The sequence below is a fragment of the Citrobacter sp. CFNIH10 genome, from assembly GCF_002934585.1.
Classification (GTDB): Bacteria; Pseudomonadota; Gammaproteobacteria; order Enterobacterales; family Enterobacteriaceae; genus Citrobacter_A; species Citrobacter_A amalonaticus.
This window is the reverse complement of the sequence record NZ_CP026216.1, coordinates 5,222,734-5,246,201: the sequence shown is the minus strand read 5'-3', so window position 1 is coordinate 5,246,201 and position 23,468 is coordinate 5,222,734. Positions and strand designations below refer to the sequence as shown.

The window sequence follows — 23,468 nt, the reverse complement described above, 5'->3', positions numbered from 1 at the left end:
TAAAGTAAATGTATTATTAAATTAAAATGATTTTTCCAACCTATAAAACCGCCAACATTTTCCACGCTAATCCATAGGCCAGAGCACTTAATAGCGTAGGAATGATGATACTGCGCGTTTTATAAAAACTAGCACCCAGTACAGCAAAGCCCACGAGCGTCGGCACGAAGCGACTGGCATCGTGCATGACCTCAGGGGCCGTTGACACAACCAGCAGGGCGCAAATTGATGCAATGCCGATGGTGTCGAGTAAAACGCCGGTTGCACCACGCTTGCCTGGACGGGTATTTCCCATCTTCAGACGCAGCGGTAAATAGCGAAACCCATAATTTACACAGCCGACCAGCAATCCGAGCAGCAGCACCTCATAGCGCATCGGGAACTCCTTGCCAGAAAGCCTGAATTAGCGCGGTCAGACAACCACACACAATCCCCGCCAGAATCGCGGCGGGGATGGAAAACAGCGTCACGCCCGCCAGTGCGCCCGCTAAGGCGGCGGTCACGCACAGGGACTGTTTACGCTGGAATGACGCCAGCAGAAAACTCATAAACAGCGCGGGGAGCATAAAACCGAGCGCCGCTTCGACCGCCGGGAATCCTTTCAATAAACCGCTGCCGGAAAAGGCGCCGAGTACGGTTCCCAGCACCCAGGAGGCCCAGGAGCAAAACGCGATGCCAATCATCCAGTTCTCGCTCCAGCGACGGTTATCCCGCACCAGCTTTGCAGTGGCAGCGGCAAAGACTTCGTCGGTGAGACCAAACGCCCACAGGGCGGTTTTCGGTTTACTGAGTTTCTGGGCGATACGACTGCGCAGGGAAGGACCGTATAAAACATGGCGTACATCCATCGCCATAACGGTCAGGGCGGCAACCCATAATGTGCTGCCTGCGGCGAGCATGGTTGTGATAACGAACTGGCTGGCACCGGCATAAATAATGCAGGAGAAAAACACGCTCTCAACCGGGCTAAACCCGAGACGGGTGGCATTGAGACCAAATGCAAAGGCAACAGGAATATAGCTGATGACGATGGGTAAGCTGTCTTTGAATCCTTCCGCACAGGTAGCCGGAGGGGTATTGGGCAGAGATGCGGGCCTTTCCATAGAGTTTTGCGCGTTATCACCAATGTTAAAATTATCAGGGTTAATAATCTCTATCACCTTAACAGACTGGGGGGCTCCTTAACACCCTCAGGAGCCCAAACGCTTGCCGGGCGCTTAAATTGCAGCGTCTTGTCGGTGAAATCCTCGCCACCAGACCAGCAGGTTCAGTACGGCAACGGTCGTCCCTGCCAGACAAACGCCCAGCCATCCGGCATGCTGCCAGGCCGAGGCGGAGATCAATGACCCTGCTGCCCCGCCGATAAAGTAACTGGTCATATACCCGGCGGTCAGACGGTTTCGGGCCTCCGGATACAAACGGTAAATCACCGTCTGATTAGTGATGTGAACCCCCTGAACGGTAAGATCCAGAACCAGAATCCCCACAATCAGCACCAGTACTGAGGTGTGTCCCAACCAGATAGCGAGCCAGGAAAGCAGCAATAGCAGCAGGCCATAGGTCGTGGTGAGGTGAGAATGTCCTTTATCCGCAAAACCGCCAGCCGGACGCGCGCCGAGTGCACCAGCGGCACCCGCCAGCCCAAACAGGCCAATCATCCCTTCAGAATAGTTAAACGGCGGGGCGGCCAGTAAAAAGGCCATTGACGTCCAGAGAATGCTGAAATTGGCGAAGGTCAGACAGCCCAGCAGTGCACGCGTGCGCAGCAGTTTATCGCGGGTAAACAAACTGAATACCGAACCCAGCAACTGTGGGTAGTTCAGGTGGGTGTCTGACTTCACCTTTGGCAAGCCGCGCCACAGCGCGATAGCCATCAGTGCCATCAATACGGAGGCGACCCAGAAGACAGTGCGCCAACCGCCGAGATTCGCCAGCAGTCCCGCCACGGTTCGCGCCAGCAAAATGCCCAGCAGCAGGCCGCTCATGATGGTCCCGACCACTTTGCCGCGTTTATCCGGCGTGGCAAGCGTCGCCGCCAACGGCACCAGAATCTGTGCAACCACGGAAAAAAGTCCGGTCAGCGCGGTGCCGAGGATCATCATCGACAGCGACTGACTGCTGGCGGTAATAAGCATCCCACCCGCCGCCAACAGCGTCATGGAGACGATCAGCGTCCGGCGTTCAAACATATCGCCAAGCGGAACCAGAAACAGTAAACCGGCGGCGTAGCCAAGCTGAGCGGCGGTGACGATAAACCCCGCTGAACTGGCAGAAAGTGAGAAGTGGCGTGCGATGGTTTCGAGCAGTGGCTGTGCATAATAGTTGCTGGCGACGGCCAGACCGGTAGCCACTGACATGAGAACGATCAGTGCCGGGCTCAGCCCGTGAGAGGTTTTTGTCATTATGTTCGCAATCGTGAGTCAGGTGATGATTTCTTTGGGAATCAATCATAGCGGACATTTATGAATGTTGGGGATTTGTTGCGTGCCGGATTGTGCGATCAGGGGAGGGAACGGAGGGAGCAGGCCGGGAACCGCGTTCCCGGCTATCGTATGCCAGATAAGCGCATCGCGCGCCATCCGGCATTCAGGAGGCAATTACTTCTGCGCCGCCAGCGCGTCGTTCACCCAGCCGTCAAACTGCTGCTGGTGGGCTTTGATCCAGCCGTCAACATGACCCTGAACGTCAGCTTCCGACGCTTTGCCCTCATGCATCATCGCGTTTTGCGCGTTAATGTCCGCCAGCGGCAGTTTCATGATGGCAAACAGTTTCGCCGCCGCCGGGTTTTTCTCTGCCCAGGCCTTGTTGGCAACGATGTGCATGGTGTTTACCGGGAAGCCATAGTTCGCGCCATTCGGCAGTTTAGTATCGATATCTTTCTGTTCGCCCGGCAGTGAGGAGAACGGCACCTGTAACCAGACCACATCTTTACCTGGCTTCATCACGTCGCTCACCCAGTAAGGCGTCCAGGTGTAATACAGAATTGGTTTACCTTCTTTAAAGCGGGTGATGGTATCGGCCATCATCGCTGCATAGTTACCGTGGCTGACGTCGACGGTTTTTTCCAGATCAAACGCTTTGTTCTGGTGGTTAATCACGGCTTCACAGCCCCAGCCTGGTGAGCAGCCCATCATGTCCGCTTTACCGTCGCCGTTGGTGTCGAAGATTTTAGCGATGTTGGGGTCTTTTAACTGGGCGATATTAGTGATTTTGTACTGCTCAGCGGTTTTCTTATCGATCAGGTAACCCTGCGCAGCCCCGGTGACGAATGTGCCTTCGCGGTAAAACTTCTTGTCCCCGCCTGCCGCAGAAAACATATCGTCGTGCAGCGGCTGCCAGTTGACGGCGGTAAAGGTAGCGTCGCCGGAGGCAATAGAGGTGTAACCCACGTTATAGTCGACTTCGCTCGGTTTATTGACGGTGTAACCCAATTTCTCCAGCGCGCGGCTCACCAGCAGCGTCTGAAAGGTTTCTTCGGTGATGGTGCTCTGTACCGGTTGGACGGTAATGCCTTTGCCTGGCAGGTCGGCAGCGAAAGCGCTGGTAGAGACAAGGGTGGCAAACGCTGTGGCAATCATGATTTTCTGTCGCATCGTTGTTCCTTAATTATTGGAGGGACGTGTAGGCCCGGTAAGCGCAGCGCCACCGGGCAACAGGTGAATTACTTAATGAAAGGGCGCGTAACGAGCCCGACAGGACCGGTGGTGTACCAACGACGGTTACCGCGGCTGCGTGAGTCGCGACCCACGGCCTGAGTCAGACGATCCAGAATGATGGCGAGGATCACAATGCCGACCCCGCCGACGGTGGCCAGTCCCATATCGAGACGACCGATACCGCGCAGTACCATCTGGCCCAGACCACCGACGGCAATCATGGAGGCGATCACGACCATCGAGAGCGCAAGCATGAGCGTCTGGTTGACCCCTGCCATAATGGTGGGCATCGCCAGCGGTAACTGAACTTTGAACAGCATCTGACGCGGACTGGCTCCAAATGAACGTGACGCTTCGATCAAATCAGCCGGAACCTGGTTAATCCCAAGGATCGTCAGACGCACAATCGGCGGCAACGCAAAGATGATCGTCACGACCACCCCCGGCACGTTGCCAATACCGAACAGCATCACAATCGGCACCAGATAGACGAACGCTGGTGTTGTCTGCATGGCGTCGAGCAGCGGACGAACGATCTTCGCCGCCCGTGGGCTGCGCGCCAGCCAGATCCCCATTGGCAGGCCGATCAGCACGCAGAACAGCAGGGCGGTCAGCACCAGCGCCAACGTAATCATCGCCTGCGACCAGGCGCCGATAGCGCCAATGGCAATCAGGGAAACAAGTGTTGCAACGCCCATCCCGACGCCGGAAATCTGCCAGGCGATCAGGGCGAAAACGACGAGCGCCACCGGAGCCGGCATCCCCAGCAGCAACTGCTGAAAACCGTTAAGGATGTAATCCACCGGAACACGAATGCCCTGGAAGACGGGACGAAAATGGGTAACCACCCAGTCGATCCCTTCAGTGACCCAACTGTCGAGCGGGATCAGCGTCTTATGGAACGGATCCATAATGTTGAAATGTTCAGGTGCTGGCGCAGGTGCGCTGGTCAGCCAGTCTGCGCTGCCGCTATCGGCAGGCGTCCCGGACGGCGTGCTCCAGGCGTCAGCGGATGGTGCGGCGCTCTCAGCCGCTGGTGCGGTATCCCACGGATTAGATTGATCAGCCATTGTTTGTCCCCTCGCGATCTAAAGCCTGTAGCAGCATGCGTTTTGAAATAATGCCTACATACTGTTGTTCCTCATCGACAACCGGCACCGCGCACGGCGCTTGTCCGACATGAGAGAGCAGCTCGCTAAGTGGGGTTTGTGCATCTACGGCCAGCGGCTCGTCGATTAACGCCCCTTCAATTCCCTGAGCCTGACCTAATGCCGCTTTTAATGAGTCGATGGAGACCACGCCAACAAACTTATTGCCGCGTTCGATGACGTAACCGTATTCCCGATCTTCGTCCTGTAATAATTTCAGGGCTGAACGGGGGCCAAAGCCCGGCGTTTTACGAATCAGTCCCACCGGGCTACGGCGGGCAATATCTTTCGCGCTAAAGACCTGGCTAATATCGACGCCACGGAAGAAGGTACGCACATAATCGTTCGCCGGATTATTCAGAATTTCATCCGGTGTACCGACCTGAACTACTTCGCCATTTTGCATAATGGCAATTCGGTCGCCAATACGCATCGCTTCATCAAGGTCGTGGGAAATAAAGACGACGGTGCGCTGATGTTTCGCCTGCAGTTTCACCAGTTCATCCTGCATCTCGGTACGAATTAAGGGATCGAGCGCAGAGAAGGCTTCATCCATTAATAAGATGTCAGGGTTAATGGCTAATGCTCTGGCGAGACCGACACGCTGACGCATGCCGCCGGAAAGTTCATCCGGGTAGCCGTGCGCATAATTTTCAAGTCCCACCTGGCGCAGGGCATCCAGCGCTTTTTCGCGACGTTCCTCAGCACTTACACCGGCTAATTCCATGCCGAATGCGGTATTGTCCAGAACGGTCATGTGCGGCATCAGCGCAAATGACTGGAAGACCATCGCAATCTTTTTTCTGCGCACCTCGCGGAGTTCGGCATCCGATATTTTGGCGATATCGACGCCGTCGATCAGTACCTGTCCGCGGGTGGGTTCAATCAGGCGATTGAGAAGGCGTACCATTGTGGATTTACCCGAACCGGATAATCCCATGATGACAAATATCTCGCCTTCTTCAATGGCCAGACTGGCGTCTTTAACGCCAAGCGATAGCCCTGTTTTTTCCAGAATTTGTTCTTTCGAAAGTCCTTTTTCAATATATTTGAAGGCGCGCTGTGGATGCTCTCCAAATACTTTATATAGATTTTTCACTTCTAATTTAATTGCCATGCAATAGAAAGATTCCCGTTATTTATATATATCGATATGTTACCTGATAGAAATAGTCACCTTTTTCTACCCTAACATACTGAGAATCTGAGACAACCCTGAATGTGGCATGAGGGGAAATAGTGTGGAAGGCAAATTGCCGGGATTTCCCATGATATAAGGGTTGAGAGCAAACCACGGCCGGTGAATATTTTTTGTAAGGACCACTGGAAAGGCGCCTGAATTTCGAAAATTCAGGCGAATATGACAACAGCTATTGAGTGTAGAACACCCTGAAATAGTTGGGTGAGAAAAACGTGATCTGCTTAAAATATTAACGTAAATATTGTAATGATATTCCCTATATTAATTTGTGTTAAAAATTCCAGTCTTCATCTTCTGTTTCGACGGCTTTACCCATTACGTATGACGATCCTGAGCCAGAGAAAAAGTCGTGGTTTTCGTCGGCATTGGGCGACAGCGCAGCCAGGATTGCTGGATTCACCTCCGCCATTTCCGCCGGGAACAGCGCCTCATAGCCCAGGTTCATCAACGCCTTGTTGGCGTTGTAGCAAAGGAACGCATTGACATCCTCTGCCCAGGCGGTGTCGGCATACAGTTCTTCGGTATAACGGACTTCGTTATCGTACAGTTCCGTCAGCAGCTCGAGGGCAAAATCCTTCAGCTCGTCACGCTCGGATTGAGAGCGTTTTTCCAGTCCTTTCTGGTATTTATAGCCGATGTAATAGCCATGAACCGCTTCGTCACGAATGATTAGCCGGATCAGATCGGCGGTGTTGGTGAGCTTACCGCGGCTGGAGAAATACATCGGCAACCAGAAGCCGGAATAGAACAGGAAGGATTCCAGAAACACACTGGCAATCTTCTTCTTTAAAGGGTCGTCGCTGGCGTAATGCGCGAGGATAATCTGCGCCTTTTGTTGTAACGGCGCATTTTCTTCGCTCCAGGCATAAGCGGCATCGACATCTTTCGTCTGGCACAGCGTAGAGAAGATGGAACTGTAGGAGCGGGCGTGCACCGCTTCCATAAAACTGATGTTCGACAGCACCGCCTCCTCATGCGGTGTCAGGGAATCTGCCATCAGCGACGGGGCTCCGGCGATATTCTGGATGGTGTCGAGCAGCGTCAGGCCGGTAAAGACGCGGATGGTCAGCTGCTGCTCGGCGGCGCTCAGGTTTTGCCACGCTGGAATATCGTTAGACAACGGTACTTTTTCCGGCAACCAGAAGTTGCTGGTCAGGCGGTTCCACACTTCGAGATCTTTGTCGTCCTGAATCTTATTCCAGTTGATGGCGCTCACGCGTGATAATGTCATACCGGTCTCCTTACAATGCGCACGAAACGCAGCCTTCTATTTCTGTACCTTCCAGCGCCAGCTGTCGCAAGCGAATGTAATATAACGACTTAATGCCTTTTCGCCAGGCGTAGATCTGCGCTTTGTTGATATCGCGGGTGGTGGCGGTATCAGGGAAAAACAGCGTCAGCGACAGGCCCTGATCGACGTGTTTAGTGGCTTCGGCGTAGGTATCAATGATTTTCTGTGCGCCGATTTCATACGCGTCCTGATACATATCCAGATTCTCATTGGTCATGAACGGGGCCGGATAGTAGACGCGCCCGGTTTTGCCCTCTTTGCGAATCTCCACTTTCGAGACAATCGGATGAATGCTCGACGTCGCATGATTGATGTAGGAGATCGAGCCGGTCGGTGGCACCGCCTGTAAATTCTGGTTGTAGATGCCATAGCGCATCACTTCGTCGCGCAGATACAGCCACATTTCACGCGTCGGCAGCGTGATGCCGCTACGGGCAAACAGCGTCCGGACTTTCTCGGTTTTCGGCGTCCAGTTCTGCTCCAGATACTGCGTGAAGAACTCGCCGCTGGCGTAGCGCGACTGCGCAAATCCGGCAAAGGTCTGCCCACGCTCGCGTGCCAGCAGCATCGACGTATGCAGTGCATGCCAGGTGATGGTGTAAAAGTAGAGATTGGTGAAATCCAGTCCTTCTGGCGAACCATAGGCGATGCCTTCGCGCGCCAGATAGCCGTGCAGGTTCATCTGTCCCAGTCCGATGGCGTGGGAGGCGGCATTACCGGCGACAATCGACGGGACGCTGTGGATATGGCTCATATCTGACACCGCCGTCAGCCCGCGAATCGCTGTTTCGACCGTCCGGCCAATGTCCGGAGAATCCATGGTGTGGGCAATATTCAGCGAGCCGAGGTTGCAGGAGATGTCATGCCCGGTCTGGGCGTAGTCAAGATTCTCCTCGTAGGTAGAGGCGCTGTTGACCTGCAAAATTTCCGAGCACAGGTTGCTCATATTAATGCGACCCGCAATCGGGTTGGCGCGATTCACCGTATCCTCATACATAATGTAGGGGTAGCCGGATTCAAACTGAATTTCTGCCAGTGTCTGGAAAAAGTCGCGGGCGTTAATGTATTTTTTGCGCACGCGCTCGTCGGCGACCAGTTCGTCGTATCGTTCGCTTATGGCGATATCGCCGAAGGGCTTACCGTAAAGACGCTCGACGTCATACGGTGAAAACAGCGCCATCTGCGCATTCTGTTTGGCCAGGCGGAAAGTGACGTCCGGGATCACTACCCCTAGTGAGAGCGTTTTAATGCGGATCTTTTCGTCGGCGTTTTCGCGTTTAGTATCGAGGAAACGCAGAATATCCGGATGATGCGCATGCAGATAGACCGCCCCCGCCCCCTGACGCGCGCCTAGCTGGTTGGCATAGGAAAAGGCGTCTTCCAGCATCTTCATCACCGGGATCACCCCGGAGGACTGGTTTTCGATGCGCTTGATGGGCGCACCGGCTTCGCGCAGGTTAGAGAGTAAAAACGCCACGCCGCCGCCGCGTTTGGAGAGCTGAAGCGCGGAGTTCACCGCCCGACCGATCGACTCCATGTTATCTTCAATCCGCAGCAGGAAGCAGGAGACCAGTTCGCCGCGCTGCTGTTTACCGCAGTTTAAGAAGGTGGGCGTGGCGGGCTGGAAACGCCCTGAGAGCATCTCATCGGTGAGTTGTGACGCCAGCGCTTCATCCCCCTGCGCAAGTGTGAGCGCAACCATCACCACCCGGTCTTCAAAGTGTTCCAGATAGCGTTTGCCATCAAAGGTTTTCAGCGTGTAGCTGGTGTAAAACTTCCAGGCACCGAGGAAGGTCTGGAAACGAAAACCGCTGGCGTGAGCGCGGGCAAACAGCGACACCACGAAAGCGCGATCGTAGCGTGCCAGAACGCTTTCGTCGTAATACCCTTCGCGTACCAGCGTTTGCAGACGTTCCTCCTGACTGCTAAACGTGACAGAGTAGGGGCCAACATGGGCGGCAAAAAAGGCGTCGACCGCCTGCCGGTCCTTATCGAACTGAATACGGCCTGCTTTATCGTACAGATTCAGCATGGCGTTCAGTGCATGGTAATCCAGCGATTCCTGCGTTACGCGTTCTGCGGTTGTCGTTGCCAAAATTCGCTTACTCCTTTTCGAACGTTGTCGATGTCGGCGGGGGTTCCCATCAGTTCAAAACGATAGAGCCAGGGTACGGCACATTTCTGGGCAATCACTTCCCCTGCGCGACCATACGCCTCGCCGAAGTTACGATTGCCAGAGGCAATGACACCGCGAATTAACGCCCGGTTGTGAGCATCATTTAAAAAGCGGATCACCTGTCGTGGTACTGCGCCGGCCGTGCCGCCTCCACCGTAGGAAGGCACCACCAGAATGTAGGGATCGTCTACCCGGATCCGTTCGCGTTCATTCAGCGGAATGCGAATGGCGGGCAGCCCCAGACGCTGCATAAAACGGTGCGTATTTTCGGAGCTGCTGGAGAAGTAGACGAGCGGGTTCATGCGCTGGCTACCCGAGGCTCTGGATGCAGACGGTTGATCATATCCGGACGAAATCCTGACCAACGGGTTTCGCCGGCAATGACCACCGGCAACTGGCGAAAACCTTGCGCACGCAGGGTCTCGGCCGCGTCGGGCACCAGATCGACGTTCACCATCTCAAATTCAAATCCACGGCTTTCCATCGCCCGTTTAGTGGCGTGGCACTGAACACAGTCATTTCGAGTGTAAATAGTAATGCGCATGATTCGTATTTCCATTTAAAATGAAAGAACGGCGCGATAAGACGCGTCGGTTTGGGTGTGTACTGATAGAGGGAATACTAGATGTAGTTGAAATAAGTTTCAACCATACAAGATATGGGAGTTATCGATTAATTACTCCCCACCGATGAGCCTGGCGGGGAGCGGGAGTTTGTGCTGAAAAATCACCGGATTACATCCGCATGCTAACGGCCAGGCGGTTGAAGCAGTTCATCAGACCGATCGCAAAGGTCAGGTCGCTGATTTCGCGAGCGCTAAAATGCGTAAGCAGCGGCAGATAAACGTCATCTTCAGCATGGGTTCTGGCGATATCGGTCACCGATTCAGCCCACGCCAGCGCCGCTTGTTCCTGCGCGCTGAAATGATGACTCACTCGCCAGCCGGCCAGCGCGTCCAGTTTACTTTGCGTGACACCCGATTTACGCAGCGCCTTGCTGTGCATTTCCAGGCAAAATGCGCAGCCGTTGATCTGCGAAATACGCAGGTAAATCAATTCCATCAGCGTGGTATCCAGCGCGCTGTTTTCCAGTGCCGTTTTCGCTTGTACCAGGGCGTTATAGACTTCAGGGCTGAGTTCATAGTAGGGCTGGCGTAACGTCGTCATGGTGCTTCTCCTCATGTTGATGGCAGGCAATGTAGCACTATAATGGACTGCAAAAGAGAGCCATATTTTTACGAAAAAAGCAGACCATATGCCGCGCTATCAGCAAATTGCCCGTCAGTTAAAAACGGTCATTGAACGTGGGGAACTCCAGCCCGGAGCCAGACTACCGTCCAGTCGTACCTGGTCACAGGAGCTGGGTATTTCGCGCTCGACGGTGGAAAACGCTTATGCGGAGCTGGTGGCACAGGGCTGGCTGGAGCGGCGAGGGCAGGCGGGAACGTTTGTCAGCGCACAGTTGCATCCGGAACAGACGTACAGCGAACCGGTGGTCTTTGCCGGAGAAAGTACCGTTCCTCAGCCCTTCCAGATGGGGCTTCCTGCGTTGGATCTCTTCCCGCGAGACATCTGGGCGCGGGTGATGGGGCGACGACTGCGCACGCAGACGCGTTTTGATCTGGCTCTCGGCGACGTCTGCGGTGAAGCCGTGTTACGCCAGGCAATCGTGGACTATCTGCGCGTGTCGCGCAGTATTGACTGTCTGCCCGAGCAGATTTTTATCACCTCAGGCTATGCGGCGTCGATGACCCTCATCCTGCGCGCGCTGGCCACGCCGGGCGATGGCATGTGGATTGAAGATCCCGGCTTTCCGATGATCCGTCCGGTGATTGAGCAGGAAAATGTCGCGCTGCTGCCGGTTCCGATCGATGACGACGGGTTGAATGTGGCGACCGGGATCCGCGATTATCCGGATGCGCGTTTTGCACTACTCACTCCGGCCCATCAAAGCCCGCTTGGCGTCGCGCTGTCGCTAGCCCGGCGTCATCAACTGCTGGAGTGGGCATCACATACCCAGGCGTGGATTATTGAAGATGATTACGACAGCGAGTTTCGTTATCACGGTAAACCGCTGCCGCCGCTGAAAAGTCTGGATGCGCCACAGCGGGTAATTTACGCCGGTACGTTCAGCAAATCGCTGTTTCCCGCCTTGCGCTGTGCATGGCTGGTGGTGCCAGTAAACCAGGTGAGTCGTTTTCGTCAGCAGGCGGTACGGATGGCCTGTAGCGTGCCGCTGCTCTGGCAGCAAACGCTGGCGGATTTTATCCGTGATGGGCATTTCTGGCGGCATCTGAAAAAAATGCGTCAGCACTATGCGCAGCGAAGGCAATGGACGGAAAGGGCGCTCGGCGAACAGGGATTTCACGTTGTGCCCCAACAGGGCGGGATACAGCTGGTGATTACTGTTGACGGTGACGATATCGCGCCGGTACGCAAAGCCAATGAGGCGGGCCTGGCGGTCCAGGCCCTGAGTCGCTGGCGGTTGAATACATCGGGGATGGGAGGGATTTTGCTGTCGTTCACTAACATCGCTTCGCCTGAAATCGCAAGACAGGTGGCAAAGCGGTTGCGACAGGCCATTCAGTCAGCGCTTTAGTCGAGTTTATGCCAGGCCGGATATACGTAAACGCTATCCGGCACCGGCCTCATCCTTAGCGACGAAGACTCAGCAACGCACCGACGAAGATCCCCACCGCCGCCGCCGTACCGATGCTACACCAGGGTTTATCACGCACAAACGTATCGGCGCAGCCTACGGCGTCACGGGCGGCTTGCTGCACGCGCGTCCGGCCATGCATTTTCGCACGCGTCTCTTTCAGTAGCGCCTGTGCTTTACGCCGTGCGGTATCTGCTTCATCCTTCGCATCGCTGCCCAATGACTTCAGTACGGCTTCCAGACTATCGGCTAATTGATTGACGTCATTATGAATATCCTGCACGCCATCATCTACGTCGTTTCGGTTTGGTCGGTTAAACATATGATCCTCCAGTGATTTCGATGTGACTTTCAGTTTAGTCGATATTTTTAACTTCTGAGACGCCTCACGGCGTTATTGCGCGTTTATGGACTTTTCTGAAAGCGTTGCCAATGCTGAATCAGGTAAGGTAAGCCCGCAGTAAAAGATAACGAGGAAAAAATATGTATTTACGACCTGACGAGGTGGCGCGCGTACTTGAAAAAGTGGGGTTTACCGTTGATGTGGTAACACAGAAAACGTACGGTTATCGACGTGGCGAGAATTATGTCTATGTTAATCGCGAAGCGCGTATGGGACGCACTGCGCTGGTGATTCATCCGACATTAAAAGAGCGCAGTTCTTCGCTGGCTGAACCGGCATCTGAAATTAAAACCTGCGACCATTATCAGCATTTTCCGCTTTATTTAGCCGGGGACACCCACGAACACTACGGCATTCCTCACGGCTTTAGTTCGCGTATTGCGCTTGAGCGTTATTTGAATGGACTGTTTGGCGAGGCGAGTTAATTAAGCGACTGGCACAGCCAGTCGCAAAGTCGTTTCAGGCTTTAACCTGTTGGTAGCGACTCACCTTAAACAGGCGGCGGCAATAATCGAGGAAATAGCCATATACCGCCCCCATCATCATCGATATTACGATATTAGAACTGACTGCGGCGGTAATTTGATGCCAGTCAGCGCCCACCGTCAGCAGAATAGCGACATAAACCGGGGACTGGAAGGTGACATAAGCCAGTACATCCGCCAGGTTTTTCAGCCACCCCGCAGAACCCACTTTACGCGACGCCTTCATAAAGAGATCACGATACATTCCATAGGGCCAGGCGATCAGAATGTTGACCGGAATGGCGACCAGTCGGGACGAAAGTGATTGTTCAAAGGTCATTCCGGAGAGGAAGATCTCGATCAACATGTTCACGACAGAGCAATAAACAACCATCGCGAACGTGTCTGCTACAGCATGACGCAAGCGTGACTGTGGTGAGAACATGCTGATGCTCCTTGTAAAAAAGGGGTAAAATTGCCGTTAAATAAGTTAGTTTTAGTGGTTTGTTGTGGTGTTTTTGCTTGACGCTAGAGTATATTGCTGCATTGTAACTATCAACTAGCGAAATATTTTTATTTTGACGCTTTTTGTCGATAAAATACTCTGTAATCGCCTGATTTTTGTACCGGATAGAGTTTTTGTTGTTTGTGTATTTTAAATCATTAAAAATCAATATGTTATGTTGGTGTTCTGATTGAGGGATTTCCCTGTAAGGCAAAAACCGCATTCTATGTTCGATGAGCCGATATGGAGGTTATTCGTTAGAGAATGAGAAAATGAGCCGGAATATTATTTAGCGTATATTAACGGGAGGTGGTATTTCCTCTGTTATATTCCAGGGGCTGGAAAATGTTCTAACAATATAATAGACTGTGCAGTGTAATAATTTGTTTTTGCGTTAAAGGGTTTTAATTATTATGAATTTGATGTTACAGAACTTAAATAATATTCGTAAATTACGCGCCATGGCTCGCGAATTCTCCATTGACGTTCTTGAAGAAATGCTGGAGAAATTCAGGGTCGTCACTAAAGAAAGACGTGAAGAAGAAGAACAGTTACAGCGTCAGCGCGCTGAACAGCAGCAGAAAATTAATACTTTGCTGGAAATGATGAAGGCCGACGGAATTAGCCCGGAAGAGTTATTCAGCAATGACGCCGCGGCCATACGAGTGGGTAAAAAACGCCAGCCGCGTCCGGCGAAATATCGCTATACCGATCTTAACGGGGAAAGTAAAACCTGGACCGGTCAGGGGCGTACGCCAAAACCGATTGCCCAGGCACTGGCGGCAGGTAAATCGCTGGACGATTTTCTGATCTAATTCTGTAAGCGGTGAGGTGTTCCTCACCGCTTATTTCCCGTGATTATTGAGGACGGCGATTCCACGGCATTTTGTCGAGCAATCGCGCCATGCCGCAAAAACCAGTCAGTCCGGCGAACAGTAACCCCGCGCCTACAAAACCGCTGAGCAGGAAAAAGCCGCTGTTGACGCTATATCCCAACACTACGCCCAGTAAGGCCAGCCCGCCTGCGGCAATTTGTACCTGACGCATCAGCGGAAGCGGCTGTGATTTATCTTCTGCCGTGGGGAAACCCGCCGCTTTCCAGCCGTCAATGCCCCCTTCCAGCAACAAGGCTTCAGCCGGTGCGGCAAGAGCCTGCAAGGTAGCCGCATTGTTTTGCGTTCGTTTTCCGGACTGACAATGGAAAATGACGCATTCACCTCGCAGCCTGGCAGGAAAGCCCCCCTGTTCGAGCGTACTCAGCGGTGCGAGATGGGCCTGCGGAATATGTTCACGCAGATATTCGTCGGCATCGCGAATATCAATCAGTCTGGCGCCTTGCTCAATACGGGCCTTTGCGTCGCGCGGGGAAATCGTCCCGATGGTCATATTCACTCCTTATGGACAATAGACGTTTTTCAATGTGGCAATGAGTGAATTCACCGCTGCATTTTTAATGAAATAGAGGATGCGCTGAGCATCGCGCTGGCTGCCAATCAGCCCTTCTTCGCGCATTTTTGCCAGATGCTGTGAAGTGGCCGAGGGACTTAACCCGGTGGCGCGTGCCAGATCGCCCGCGCTGGTGCCCGGTGAGCCGCAAAGCATACACAGGATCAGCAGTCGCTTAGGGTTGCTCATCGCTTTCAGCAGAGCCGCCGCCTGTTCCGCGCTGGCCTGGAGTTGTTCGAGTTCGCTCATATTTATTTTAGTGTTTTCTAAATTAAGTAAAGTCTAAAATAAAAATGAAGCGACTGCCAGTGTAAAAATCGTAAAAGAGGGTAAAAGCGAGAGTGATAACTGGCGATCTCCGCTAAGCTCGCTACGCTTAGGGATAAAATCCCTTTTTAAACAATGAGTAATTTTTCTTTTTGGAGTGTATATGGGTTTCTGGAGAATTGTATTTACGATCATTCTGCCGCCGCTGGGGGTCCTGTTGGGTAAAGGATTCGGCTGGGCGTTCATTCTTAATATCGTTCTGACCTTACTGGGCTATATTCCGGGTTTAATTCACGCGTTCTGGGTGCAAACCCGTCCTTCATCTCTTTCTTAACCGCCATGATACCGCCCGATAGCGTGACGTTATCGGGCCACACCGGTCGCCGCGCCGTCAGAATTTTAAGCGAAACTTTCTGCTACACTTCCTGAGTGTTTATTGTCAACGATCGAGGTGGATATGGGACTTTTCAACTTTGTAAAAGACGCCGGGGAAAAACTGTGGGATGCAGTAACCGGTAATCACGATAAAGACGATTTAGCAAAAAAGGTGCAGGACCATCTGCATAAAACCGGTATTCCGGATGCTGACAAGGTGAATGTACAAATTGCTGATGGCAAGGCGACGGTGACGGGTGACGGATTAAGTCAGGAAGCGAAAGAAAAAATCCTGATTGCGGTCGGGAATATTTCCGGGATTGCCAGCGTGGAGGATCAGGTTAAAACCGACGCGCCTGCCGCCGAGAGTCAGTTCTACACGGTGAAATCCGGCGATACCCTGAGCGCTATTTCGAAACAGGTTTACGGCAATGCCAACCTGTATAACAAAATTTTTGAGGCGAATAAGCCGATGCTTAAAAGCCCGGATAAAATATATCCCGGCCAGGTGTTGCGTATTCCGGAAGAATAAGCGCCGTCAGGATTTTTGCGCCAGTAGTTTACCGGTCATGGCCTGCTGGATAATAGGTATCGGCGTCAGTAAATGTTGGCGCATGAGTTCACTGGCGCGCGTCGCATCGCGCGCCAGAATTGCCTCCGTTAGCGTCTGATGCTGAATGTGTTTATCCTCCAGCATTTCAACCGACAAGACCGTTTTTCGCAGCCAGATAAACCGATAGCGCGCCGCGAGATCAAACAACCGTTCACGCATTTGCAGCAGATACTGCGAACCGCATCCGGCAACAATAGCGGTATGGTATGCCTGATGGCGTAAATCCCACTCATCCAGCAGGTGTTCGCTGGCGTCGCTGGCCTCTAGCTTGCTGAGCATGTGGGCGCGGGCGAGGATCTCAGCTTCCCATTCGTCACCGCCGCGTTCAATCGCCAGACTTACCAGCATGGCTTCCATATTGGCCCGGGCGTCGAAAATATCGAGCAGTTCCTGCTCTGACATGGACGCCACCCGATACCCTTTTTGATTCACCACCGTGACCAGCCGTTCCGCCACCAGATGAGAAAGCGCCTCCCTGAGCGGCCCAACGCCAAGAGAATAGCGTGAAGTTAATAAACTCATGCGCAGTTTTTCATCAGGTTGATAAACACCACGGATAATATCGTTCTTCAGCCAGCGGTATCCATCTATGGCCGTCGGATGGGAAATGGCGGTCATGGTCTTACTCCTGAATCGTGTTCCCGGCCTGCGCCGGGAAATCATTTAACGGGTATTTTGCAGCGGTGTCTTTTGCCACAATACCAGTTTTTTCCAGCGCGACATAATCGGCACGGTGCAAATAATCCCCAGCCCCAGCAACCCTGTGGAAATCACTTCCAGCTGTTGCGCCGGGCGGAAGAGCATCACAACCAGCACAAAGATGATAAAGCCAATCACCAGCCAGGTCAGCCATGGATAGAGCCACATTTTCAGTTTGATCTCGCCGCCTTCCGCCAGCAGGATTTTGCGCATCCTCAGCTGAGAAACGGCGATAACCAGATATACCAGTAGGGCGATGGCGCCGGAGCTGTCAATCAGGAACTTAAACACTTTTGCCGGGGCATAATAGTTCACGACTACGGTTAAAAACGCCGCGCCTGTCGAGAGTAACACCGCCACCCAGGGGGTTTTGCTGCGATTGATTTTACCCATCATGGCTGGCGCGTCGCCACGGCGGCTCAGGGAGTAGAGCATTCGCGACGCGGTATACAGCGCAGAGTTCAGGCAACTGGTTACCGACAGCAGGATCACACAGTCCATGATCAGTTTGGCATGCGGAATATGCAGCAGTTCCAGCACCGACTGATAGGAACCTACCTCTTTCAGACCCGGCATGTTCCACGGAATCAGGGAGACGACGACAAAGATCGAACACAGATAAAAGATCGAAATACGCCAGATGACCGAGTTAGTGGCGCGGACGATGTGCTTATCCGGCGTGTCGGATTCGGCAGCGGCGATGGTAACAATCTCAGCGCCCATAAAGGAGAACATGGTGATCAGCATGGCGCTTAGCACCGCGCCAAAGCCATTCGGCATAAAGCCGCCGTGATCCCACAAGCGCGAAATACCGCTGACTTCAGCGTAAGGGTAAAAACCGCTGATCGCCGCGGCACCCAGCGCGATAAAGGCGAGGATGGCAATCACTTTGCACAGCGCCAGCCAGAACTCAAATTCACCGTAGTTTTTGACGCTCAGCAAATTACTGCCGGTCAACGCCAGCGTGATGACCAGCGAGAACAGCCAGATCGGGATGCCGGGGACCCAGGAATTGAGGATGATGGCGGCGATATTCGCTTCAAGCGGGATCACCAGCACCCAGAACCACCAGTACAACCAGCCGATGGTGTAGCCTGCCCAGCGTCCGATGGCTTTATCGGCGTACGTGGAAAAGGAACCGGTGTCCGGCGTGGCGACGGCCATTTCGGCCAGCATCCGCATAATCATCACCACCAGTAACCCGGCGAACAGATAGGCCAGCAGGACCGCGGGCCCGGCCTGGGCTATCGCCACACTGGAACCCACAAACAGACTTGCGCCGATAACCCCGGCAATAGACAGCATGGTGACGTGGCGTGATTTCAGCCCGCCCCCTAAATCATGTGATTGCGACAGTTGCCCCATCTTATGACCTCTTTATTGTTATTGAACCGTTTGCCGGATGGCGGCTCCGCCTTATCCGGCCTTCAGAGGAGAGGTTTTCCAGGCCGGACAAGACGCCGAGGCATCTTGTCCGGCAGCGCTACAGGCGTGTTAACCGTGTTTCACCTCATCAAAACACTGGGCGATAATGTCCAGCCCTTGGCGGATTTGCGCCTCTTCAATGGTGAGCGGAACGAGGATGCGCAGCACGTTGTAGTACGGCCCACAGGAGAGCAGGATCAGACCTTTATCGCGGGCGCGCGCGACGATCTCTGCCGTCAGTTTTGCATCCGGCTTGTTGTGGTCGCCGTCTTCAAACAGTTCGATGGCGATCATCGCCCCCAGCCCACGGACATCGCCGATTTCACGATGCGTTTCGGCAATCGCCAGCAGACCGTTGCGCAGGGTTTTGCCGAGTTCGTTGGCTTTTTGCAGCAGATTTTCCTGCTCGAAAATGTTCAGGACCGCCAGCGCGGCGGCGCAGGCAATCGGGTTACCGGCATAGGTGCCGCCCAGTCCACCCGGCGGGATGGCGTCCATGACGTCGGCGCGTCCGGTGACACCCGCCAGCGGGAAGCCCCCGGCAATGGATTTGGCGAAGGTGGTGATGTCCGGTGCCACGCCCATCTGCTCCATCGCAAACAGCGTACCGGTACGCCCCGCACCGCTCTGTACTTCATCGGCAATCAGCATGATCCCGTGTTCGTCGCAAATCGCGCGCAGGCGCTGCATAAAGGCCGGAGAGGCGGCGTAAAAACCGCCTTCGCCCTGTACTGGTTCAATCACGATGGCGGCGATATCTTCCGGCGCGGCATCATTTTTAAAGATGCGGTGAATGCTGGCGATGGCGTCATCATCGCTAATGCCATGCAGGGCGCACGGAAAGAGCGCGCGATAGACGTGACCCGGCATCAGCCCCATTCCGGCAGAGTACGGGTTCACTTTCCCGGTCAGCGACAGGGTGTAGTGAGTGCGACCGTGGTATGCACCGCTAAAGGCGATCGTCCCCGTCCGTTTCGTTGCCGCGCGGGCGATCTTCACCGCGTTTTCTACCGCTTCGGAACCGGTGGTGACCAGCAGGGTCTTCTTGGCGAAGTCGCCCGGCACTTTCTGGTTCATGATTTCGCACAGTTGCAGATACGGCTCATAGGCCAACACCTGGAAGCAGGTGTGGGACAGTTTTTTCAGTTGCGCTTCGACTGCCGAGACGATCTGCGGGTGCAGGTGTCCGGTGTTCAGCACCGCGATGCCGCCAGCAAAATCCAGGAATTCACGGCCTTCCACATCCCAGACCCGGCAGTTTTCCGCGCGCGCGGCAAAGATCGGATGAATTTGTCCTACGCCACGCGGGACGGCATGAGCGCGACGCTGCATTAATTCGTTATTGGTGCTCATCAGGTGTTCTCCAGTTGATTTATTATGAAAGGCCAATGCACAGGTATTTGATTTCTAAGTAATCTTCGATGCCGTATTTGGAACCTTCACGGCCAAGACCGGAGGCTTTGATCCCGCCAAACGGCGCGACTTCGTTCGAGATAATGCCGGTATTAATGCCGACGATGCCGTACTCCAGCGCCTCGCCAACGCGAAAGACGCGGCTCAAATCGCGGGCGTAGAAATAGGCCGCCAGACCAAACTCGGTGTCGTTGGCCTGTCTGATAACGTCGGCTTCATCACTAAAGCGGAACAGCGGAGCCAATGGACCGAAGGTCTCTTCTTTGGCGACCTTTGCGTTGTCTGGCACGTCCACCAGAATGGTGGGCTGGAAGAAATTACCGCCCAGCGCGTGCGGTTTTCCGCCGGTGATGATGCGCGCCCCTTTTTCCAGCGCATCGGCAATATGCTCCTGCACTTTGGCGACCGCTTTCTCATCAATCAGTGGGCCGGTAGTGACGTCGGGTGCCAGACCGTCACCGAGATGCAGTTTTTCCACCGCCTGTTGCAGCTTCTCCGCAAAGCGCTCATAAACGCCGTCCTGCACATACAGACGGTTGGCGCAGACGCAGGTCTGTCCGGCGTTGCGGAACTTGGACGCCAGCGCGCCTTCAACCGCTTTATCGAGGCAGGCATCGTCAAAGACGATAAACGGCGCATTACCGCCCAACTCCAGAGAGACTTTTTTGATGTCTTTGGCGCACTGTTCCATCAACTGACGACCAATCTCCGTCGAACCGGTGAACGACAGTTTGCGCACCAGCGGATTGTGGGTCAGTTCGTTACCGACCGCGCCCGCCGAACCGGTGACAACACTGAATACGCCCGGCGGGATCCCGGCGCGGTTTGCCAGTTCCGCCAGCGCCAGCGCGGAGAACGGCGTCTGGCTGGCGGGTTTAAGCACCATCGTGCAGCCAGCCGCCAGTGCCGGACCGGCTTTGCGGGTGATCATCGCTGACGGGAAGTTCCACGGCGTAATGGCGGCAGTAACGCCAATCGGTTGCTTAATGACGATCAGGCGTTTGTCGGCCTGGTGTCCGGGAATGGTGTCGCCATAAATGCGTTTGCCCTCTTCGGCAAACCACTCAATAAAGGAGGCGGCATAGCTGATTTCCCCTTTGGCTTCTGCCAGCGGCTTGCCCTGTTCCAGGGTCATCAGGCGGGCGAGATCGTCCTGATGCTCCAGCATCAGATTGAACCAGCGACGCAGAATATTCGCCCGCTCTTTGGCGGTGAGGTCGCGCCAGGCGGGCAGCGCGCGGTTAGCGGCCTCAATGGCGTCGCGGGTTTCCGCGCTGCCCATTTTCGGCACGCTGCCCAGCGTCTTGCCGTTGGCCGGGTTGGTCACCGCAATGACTTCGCCGCTATCGGCATCGCGCCACTGGCCGTCGATCAAGGCCTGCTGACGGAACAACGTCGGATCGTTTAGTTGCATGATGGCTTCCTGTCTGAAAAAAGGTTAACGGGTGAAAGCGGCGTGTAAGGTGTCCACGCTACGTGCCGCACGCAGCGTGCGTCCGGGGTTGCTCTGGTTTGCCAGCAGCGTTTGTACCTGGCTGACGATGTGTGCGCCGATAGGCAGCGCTGACGTCGCCGCCGGGGAGGGGGCATTGCAGGTGTGGATCGATCGCGGTGTGGTGACAAACAGAAAATCGTCAATCAGCTTGCCGTCCGGCGAAACGGCCTGAGCGCGGACGCCTGCAGGCCACGGTTGCAGATCGTTTAGCGTCAGGCTCGGGCAGTACTTTTGCACCAGTCGCAGATAGCCACTCTTGCACAGCGAGTTTTTCATTTCGCTTAAACCGGCGCGCAGGTTGTTTTGCAGAACCCGACGAATGCCGGAAGAACCGAGGATCTCCAGCGTATCGCTGAGCGAAAAGTCGCGTTTGCGATAGCCCTCGCGCTTAAACGCCAGCACCGCATTCGGCCCAACCGTGACGCTGCCGTCGATCATGCGGGTGAGATGGACGCCGAGAAACGGCATCGCCGGATCGGGGATCGGGTAGATCAGATGGTTGACGATATGGTTGTGTTCCGCCGCCAGGCGGAAGTACTCGCCACGGAACGGGCAGATGATAAAACCTGGCTCGACGCCGAGCATTTTCACCAGCCGATCGGCCATCAGTCCGGAGCAGGTAATTAGCGTCGACCCTTCACATTCCTGTCCCTGGCGGGTACGCACGACCACGCCCGAGGCGTGCTCTTTCAGAGCGCTGACGTCGGCGTTGTAGATAATTTCGCCGCCTCTGGCCTGGAAGATTTTCGCCATCGCCGCCGTGACCTCCCGGTAGCTGACGATCCCGCTGGACGGCACAAAAATGCCGCCGAGTCCGGTGATGTTTGGTTCGCGCTCGCGCAATTCCTGCGCATTCAGCCACTCGCGTTCTAAGCCATTCGCGGCGGTGCGATCCCACAGGGCGCGCATCCGTTCCATTTCCTGTTCAGAGGTGGCGACCAACATCTTGCCGCAGGTGTCGTAGCGGATGCTGTTTTGATCGCAAAAGGCTTTGGTCGCACGGTTACCGGCGAGACAAAACTGCGCTTTCAGACTGCCGGGAGTGTAATAGACCCCGGCATGGATCACGCCGCTGTTGTGGCCCGTCTGATGACAGGCCGGGCCGGACTCTTTTTCCAGCAGCGCGATGCGAGCGTCCGGATAGACCTCACTTAACTGCATGGCGGTCGACATGCCAATAATGCCGCCGCCAATAATCACAAAATCATACATCCGCTTGTTCCTTCACGCTTACTGATGCGTCTGGTAGTGGTGGGTGGAATAAGCGAAGTAGCCGCGCTGACGCATGAGTTCGCGGCGCAGGTCCGGGTGCGAGGTAAAACGATCGCGTCCGTGTAGCCAGAACAGGTTGTTGATCAACAGGAATTTACCCACCGAAACCGGAACGGACAGGATGCTTTTGCTGGTTTCCAGCGCATCAGACAGCTCGCTCAGCCAGACACCTTCTTCAAAATCTTTTGGCTGCACAAACTGGTCGATGTAGCGCATAACCGGGCGGCCCTGTTGGTCGACGTCAAATACCGGGTGGTACACATCATGACTGACGTTCTTGCTGGGCGGCGCAGCGAAGCGCATCGGACGGCGCGCCAGTGGGTGGCTGAAGTACTCGTCAAGATGTTCCCAGTCGTCAAGATGAAGCAGCAGCGAGTTGCCGCCGGTCATGTTCTGTTCGTCGATTTTCATCATCAGCACGTAATCGGTGATCTCTTCGACGTAGGTGCCGTCGTTATGCAACTCCATTACGCGGTGTGGCTGACGCAGATAGCTGTCTGAGTTATCGACGTTTTTTACCACAAAGCGCGCATAATACTGACCGCTCATGGCATCAAAGTTGGAGCGTCCAACCAGATGGGCCACCGCGGTTGCCAGTTTGACCATATCGTCAGCCTGCGCCACGTTATCGATGCCTTCTGCGTTGATCAGCAACGCGCCCTTTGCGCGATCCAGCAGCGTTTTCAGCAGCAGCGGCTGCAGCTGGTTGTCGCACAGATCGTCAAGGATCTTGCCCACTTTGAAGCGCAGGAACGATTTGTATTCCAGTGCCTGCACCGGCCATTGCGCGACCTGCCGAAGAAAGTGTTCTGTTGTCCGGGCGGAAAAGGTCAGCTCCAGCAGACGTGGGGATTGGGCTGACGGTTTCAGCGTAAATCCGTTGCCAGGCTGGCCTGGATCTTCAACGTTTGGTTTAACGGCAGTCAGTGCATTCATCAGAATCGATCCTCTCAGTAGATGG

26 protein-coding genes are annotated in these 23,468 nt (G+C 54.5%); 5 read left to right on the top strand and 21 right to left on the bottom strand.

The genetic code is table 11. The features are described from left to right. Nucleotides 1-40: 40 nt before the first annotated feature. The 11 genes from ygaH to C2U53_RS29655 form a co-directional block, all read right to left on the bottom strand. On the bottom strand, nt 41-376 hold the full coding sequence (ygaH, locus tag C2U53_RS29710) for an L-valine transporter subunit YgaH (RefSeq protein WP_042326037.1): 336 nt from the start codon (nt 374-376) through the stop codon (nt 41-43). Then, nucleotides 366-1,103: an AzlC family ABC transporter permease gene (locus C2U53_RS29705; protein WP_043001836.1), complete on the bottom strand. Its 738-nt coding sequence runs from the start codon at nt 1,101-1,103 to the stop codon at nt 366-368. Before C2U53_RS29705 ends, ygaH begins: the two co-directional genes overlap by 11 nt. Before the next feature lie 114 nt (nt 1,104-1,217). After that, nucleotides 1,218-2,402 (bottom strand): MFS transporter, encoded by a 1,185-nt coding sequence (locus C2U53_RS29700; RefSeq protein ID WP_104446869.1) that lies wholly within the window; start codon nt 2,400-2,402, stop codon nt 1,218-1,220. Between the two features lie 195 nt (nt 2,403-2,597). Next, nucleotides 2,598-3,593, bottom strand: a complete 996-nt coding sequence (gene proX / locus C2U53_RS29695; protein WP_042999627.1) for a glycine betaine/L-proline ABC transporter substrate-binding protein ProX — start codon at nt 3,591-3,593, stop codon at nt 2,598-2,600. 68 nt (nt 3,594-3,661) lie between these two features. After that, entirely contained in the window at nt 3,662-4,726 is a 1,065-nt protein-coding gene (gene proW / locus C2U53_RS29690; protein ID WP_104446868.1) for a glycine betaine/L-proline ABC transporter permease ProW, read from the bottom strand. Further along, nucleotides 4,719-5,921, bottom strand: coding sequence for a glycine betaine/L-proline ABC transporter ATP-binding protein ProV (proV, locus tag C2U53_RS29685; RefSeq protein WP_042999629.1), 1,203 nt, complete (start codon nt 5,919-5,921; stop codon nt 4,719-4,721). Before proV ends, proW begins: the two co-directional genes overlap by 8 nt. Nucleotides 5,922-6,276: 355 nt before the next feature. Next, nucleotides 6,277-7,236, bottom strand: coding sequence for a class 1b ribonucleoside-diphosphate reductase subunit beta (gene nrdF, locus C2U53_RS29675; RefSeq protein ID WP_104446867.1), 960 nt, complete (start codon nt 7,234-7,236; stop codon nt 6,277-6,279). Nucleotides 7,237-7,246: 10 nt separating this feature from the next. Then, complete coding sequence (gene nrdE, locus C2U53_RS29670; RefSeq protein ID WP_104446866.1) at nt 7,247-9,391, bottom strand: class 1b ribonucleoside-diphosphate reductase subunit alpha; 2,145 nt, start codon at nt 9,389-9,391, stop codon at nt 7,247-7,249. Beyond that, nucleotides 9,364-9,774: a class Ib ribonucleoside-diphosphate reductase assembly flavoprotein NrdI gene (gene nrdI, locus C2U53_RS29665; RefSeq protein WP_042999632.1), complete on the bottom strand. Its 411-nt coding sequence runs from the start codon at nt 9,772-9,774 to the stop codon at nt 9,364-9,366. The genes nrdE and nrdI overlap by 28 nt, the downstream gene beginning before the upstream one ends. After that, nucleotides 9,771-10,016: a glutaredoxin-like protein NrdH gene (gene nrdH / locus C2U53_RS29660; RefSeq protein ID WP_042999633.1), complete on the bottom strand. Its 246-nt coding sequence runs from the start codon at nt 10,014-10,016 to the stop codon at nt 9,771-9,773. Before nrdH ends, nrdI begins: the two co-directional genes overlap by 4 nt. A gap of 190 nt (nt 10,017-10,206) precedes the next feature. Beyond that, nucleotides 10,207-10,638 carry a carboxymuconolactone decarboxylase family protein gene (locus C2U53_RS29655; protein WP_044255114.1) on the bottom strand — a complete coding sequence of 144 codons (432 nt, stop codon included), beginning with the start codon at nt 10,636-10,638 and terminating at the stop codon, nt 10,207-10,209. Between the two features lie 88 nt (nt 10,639-10,726). On the opposite strand from C2U53_RS29655, the gene C2U53_RS29650 reads away from it, so the two are divergent. Beyond that, complete coding sequence (locus tag C2U53_RS29650; RefSeq protein WP_104446865.1) at nt 10,727-12,070, top strand: PLP-dependent aminotransferase family protein; 1,344 nt, start codon at nt 10,727-10,729, stop codon at nt 12,068-12,070. Nucleotides 12,071-12,125: 55 nt separating this feature from the next. Here the strand turns inward: C2U53_RS29650 and C2U53_RS29645 are convergent, their stop codons facing one another. Further along, nucleotides 12,126-12,452, bottom strand: coding sequence for a DUF883 domain-containing protein (locus tag C2U53_RS29645; RefSeq protein WP_042999636.1), 327 nt, complete (start codon nt 12,450-12,452; stop codon nt 12,126-12,128). A gap of 161 nt (nt 12,453-12,613) precedes the next feature. On the opposite strand from C2U53_RS29645, the gene C2U53_RS29640 reads away from it, so the two are divergent. Then, entirely contained in the window at nt 12,614-12,958 is a 345-nt protein-coding gene (locus tag C2U53_RS29640; RefSeq protein ID WP_042999637.1) for a DUF2002 family protein, read from the top strand. A 34-nt stretch (nt 12,959-12,992) separates the two neighbouring features. Here C2U53_RS29640 and alaE read toward each other — a convergent pair whose 3' ends face one another. Next, nucleotides 12,993-13,442, bottom strand: a complete 450-nt coding sequence (gene alaE, locus C2U53_RS29635; protein ID WP_042999638.1) for an L-alanine exporter AlaE — start codon at nt 13,440-13,442, stop codon at nt 12,993-12,995. Nucleotides 13,443-13,915: 473 nt separating this feature from the next. On the opposite strand from alaE, the gene stpA reads away from it, so the two are divergent. After that, nucleotides 13,916-14,317 (top strand): DNA-binding protein StpA, encoded by a 402-nt coding sequence (stpA, locus tag C2U53_RS29630; RefSeq protein ID WP_104446864.1) that lies wholly within the window; start codon nt 13,916-13,918, stop codon nt 14,315-14,317. A 43-nt stretch (nt 14,318-14,360) separates the two neighbouring features. Here stpA and C2U53_RS29625 read toward each other — a convergent pair whose 3' ends face one another. Next, a complete protein-coding gene (locus C2U53_RS29625) occupies nt 14,361-14,888 on the bottom strand; it encodes a rhodanese family protein (protein WP_044255122.1) in 528 nt (175 codons plus the stop codon). A gap of 9 nt (nt 14,889-14,897) precedes the next feature. Then, nucleotides 14,898-15,197, bottom strand: coding sequence for a helix-turn-helix transcriptional regulator (locus C2U53_RS29620; RefSeq protein ID WP_042999641.1), 300 nt, complete (start codon nt 15,195-15,197; stop codon nt 14,898-14,900). A 181-nt stretch (nt 15,198-15,378) separates the two neighbouring features. Here C2U53_RS29620 and C2U53_RS29615 point away from each other — a divergent pair, with 181 nt between their 5' ends. Continuing rightward, nucleotides 15,379-15,549, top strand: a complete 171-nt coding sequence (locus C2U53_RS29615; RefSeq protein ID WP_042999642.1) for a YqaE/Pmp3 family membrane protein — start codon at nt 15,379-15,381, stop codon at nt 15,547-15,549. Between the two features lie 123 nt (nt 15,550-15,672). Continuing rightward, nucleotides 15,673-16,122: a peptidoglycan-binding protein LysM gene (gene lysM, locus C2U53_RS29610; protein WP_042999643.1), complete on the top strand. Its 450-nt coding sequence runs from the start codon at nt 15,673-15,675 to the stop codon at nt 16,120-16,122. Between the two features lie 6 nt (nt 16,123-16,128). On the opposite strand, the gene csiR is transcribed toward lysM, so the two are convergent. The 6 genes from csiR to glaH all read right to left on the bottom strand — a co-directional run bounded on the left by csiR (nt 16,129) and on the right by glaH (nt 23,443). Continuing rightward, on the bottom strand, nt 16,129-16,821 hold the full coding sequence (csiR, locus tag C2U53_RS29605) for a DNA-binding transcriptional regulator CsiR (protein WP_042999644.1): 693 nt from the start codon (nt 16,819-16,821) through the stop codon (nt 16,129-16,131). Nucleotides 16,822-16,866: 45 nt separating this feature from the next. Then, the gene (gene gabP / locus C2U53_RS29600; protein ID WP_042999645.1) at nt 16,867-18,267 is read right to left on the bottom strand and encodes a GABA permease; all 1,401 of its coding nucleotides are present in this window, start codon (nt 18,265-18,267) and stop codon (nt 16,867-16,869) included. Between the two features lie 129 nt (nt 18,268-18,396). Next, a complete protein-coding gene (gabT, locus tag C2U53_RS29595; RefSeq protein ID WP_104446863.1) occupies nt 18,397-19,680 on the bottom strand; it encodes a 4-aminobutyrate--2-oxoglutarate transaminase in 1,284 nt (427 codons plus the stop codon). Between the two features lie 22 nt (nt 19,681-19,702). After that, the gene (gene gabD / locus C2U53_RS29590) at nt 19,703-21,154 is read right to left on the bottom strand and encodes an NADP-dependent succinate-semialdehyde dehydrogenase (RefSeq protein WP_042999647.1); all 1,452 of its coding nucleotides are present in this window, start codon (nt 21,152-21,154) and stop codon (nt 19,703-19,705) included. Between the two features lie 24 nt (nt 21,155-21,178). After that, a complete protein-coding gene (gene lhgO, locus C2U53_RS29585) occupies nt 21,179-22,447 on the bottom strand; it encodes an L-2-hydroxyglutarate oxidase (protein ID WP_061069697.1) in 1,269 nt (422 codons plus the stop codon). An 18-nt stretch (nt 22,448-22,465) separates the two neighbouring features. After that, nucleotides 22,466-23,443, bottom strand: a complete 978-nt coding sequence (glaH, locus tag C2U53_RS29580) for a glutarate dioxygenase GlaH (RefSeq protein ID WP_044327457.1) — start codon at nt 23,441-23,443, stop codon at nt 22,466-22,468. Nucleotides 23,444-23,468 lie beyond the last annotated feature (25 nt).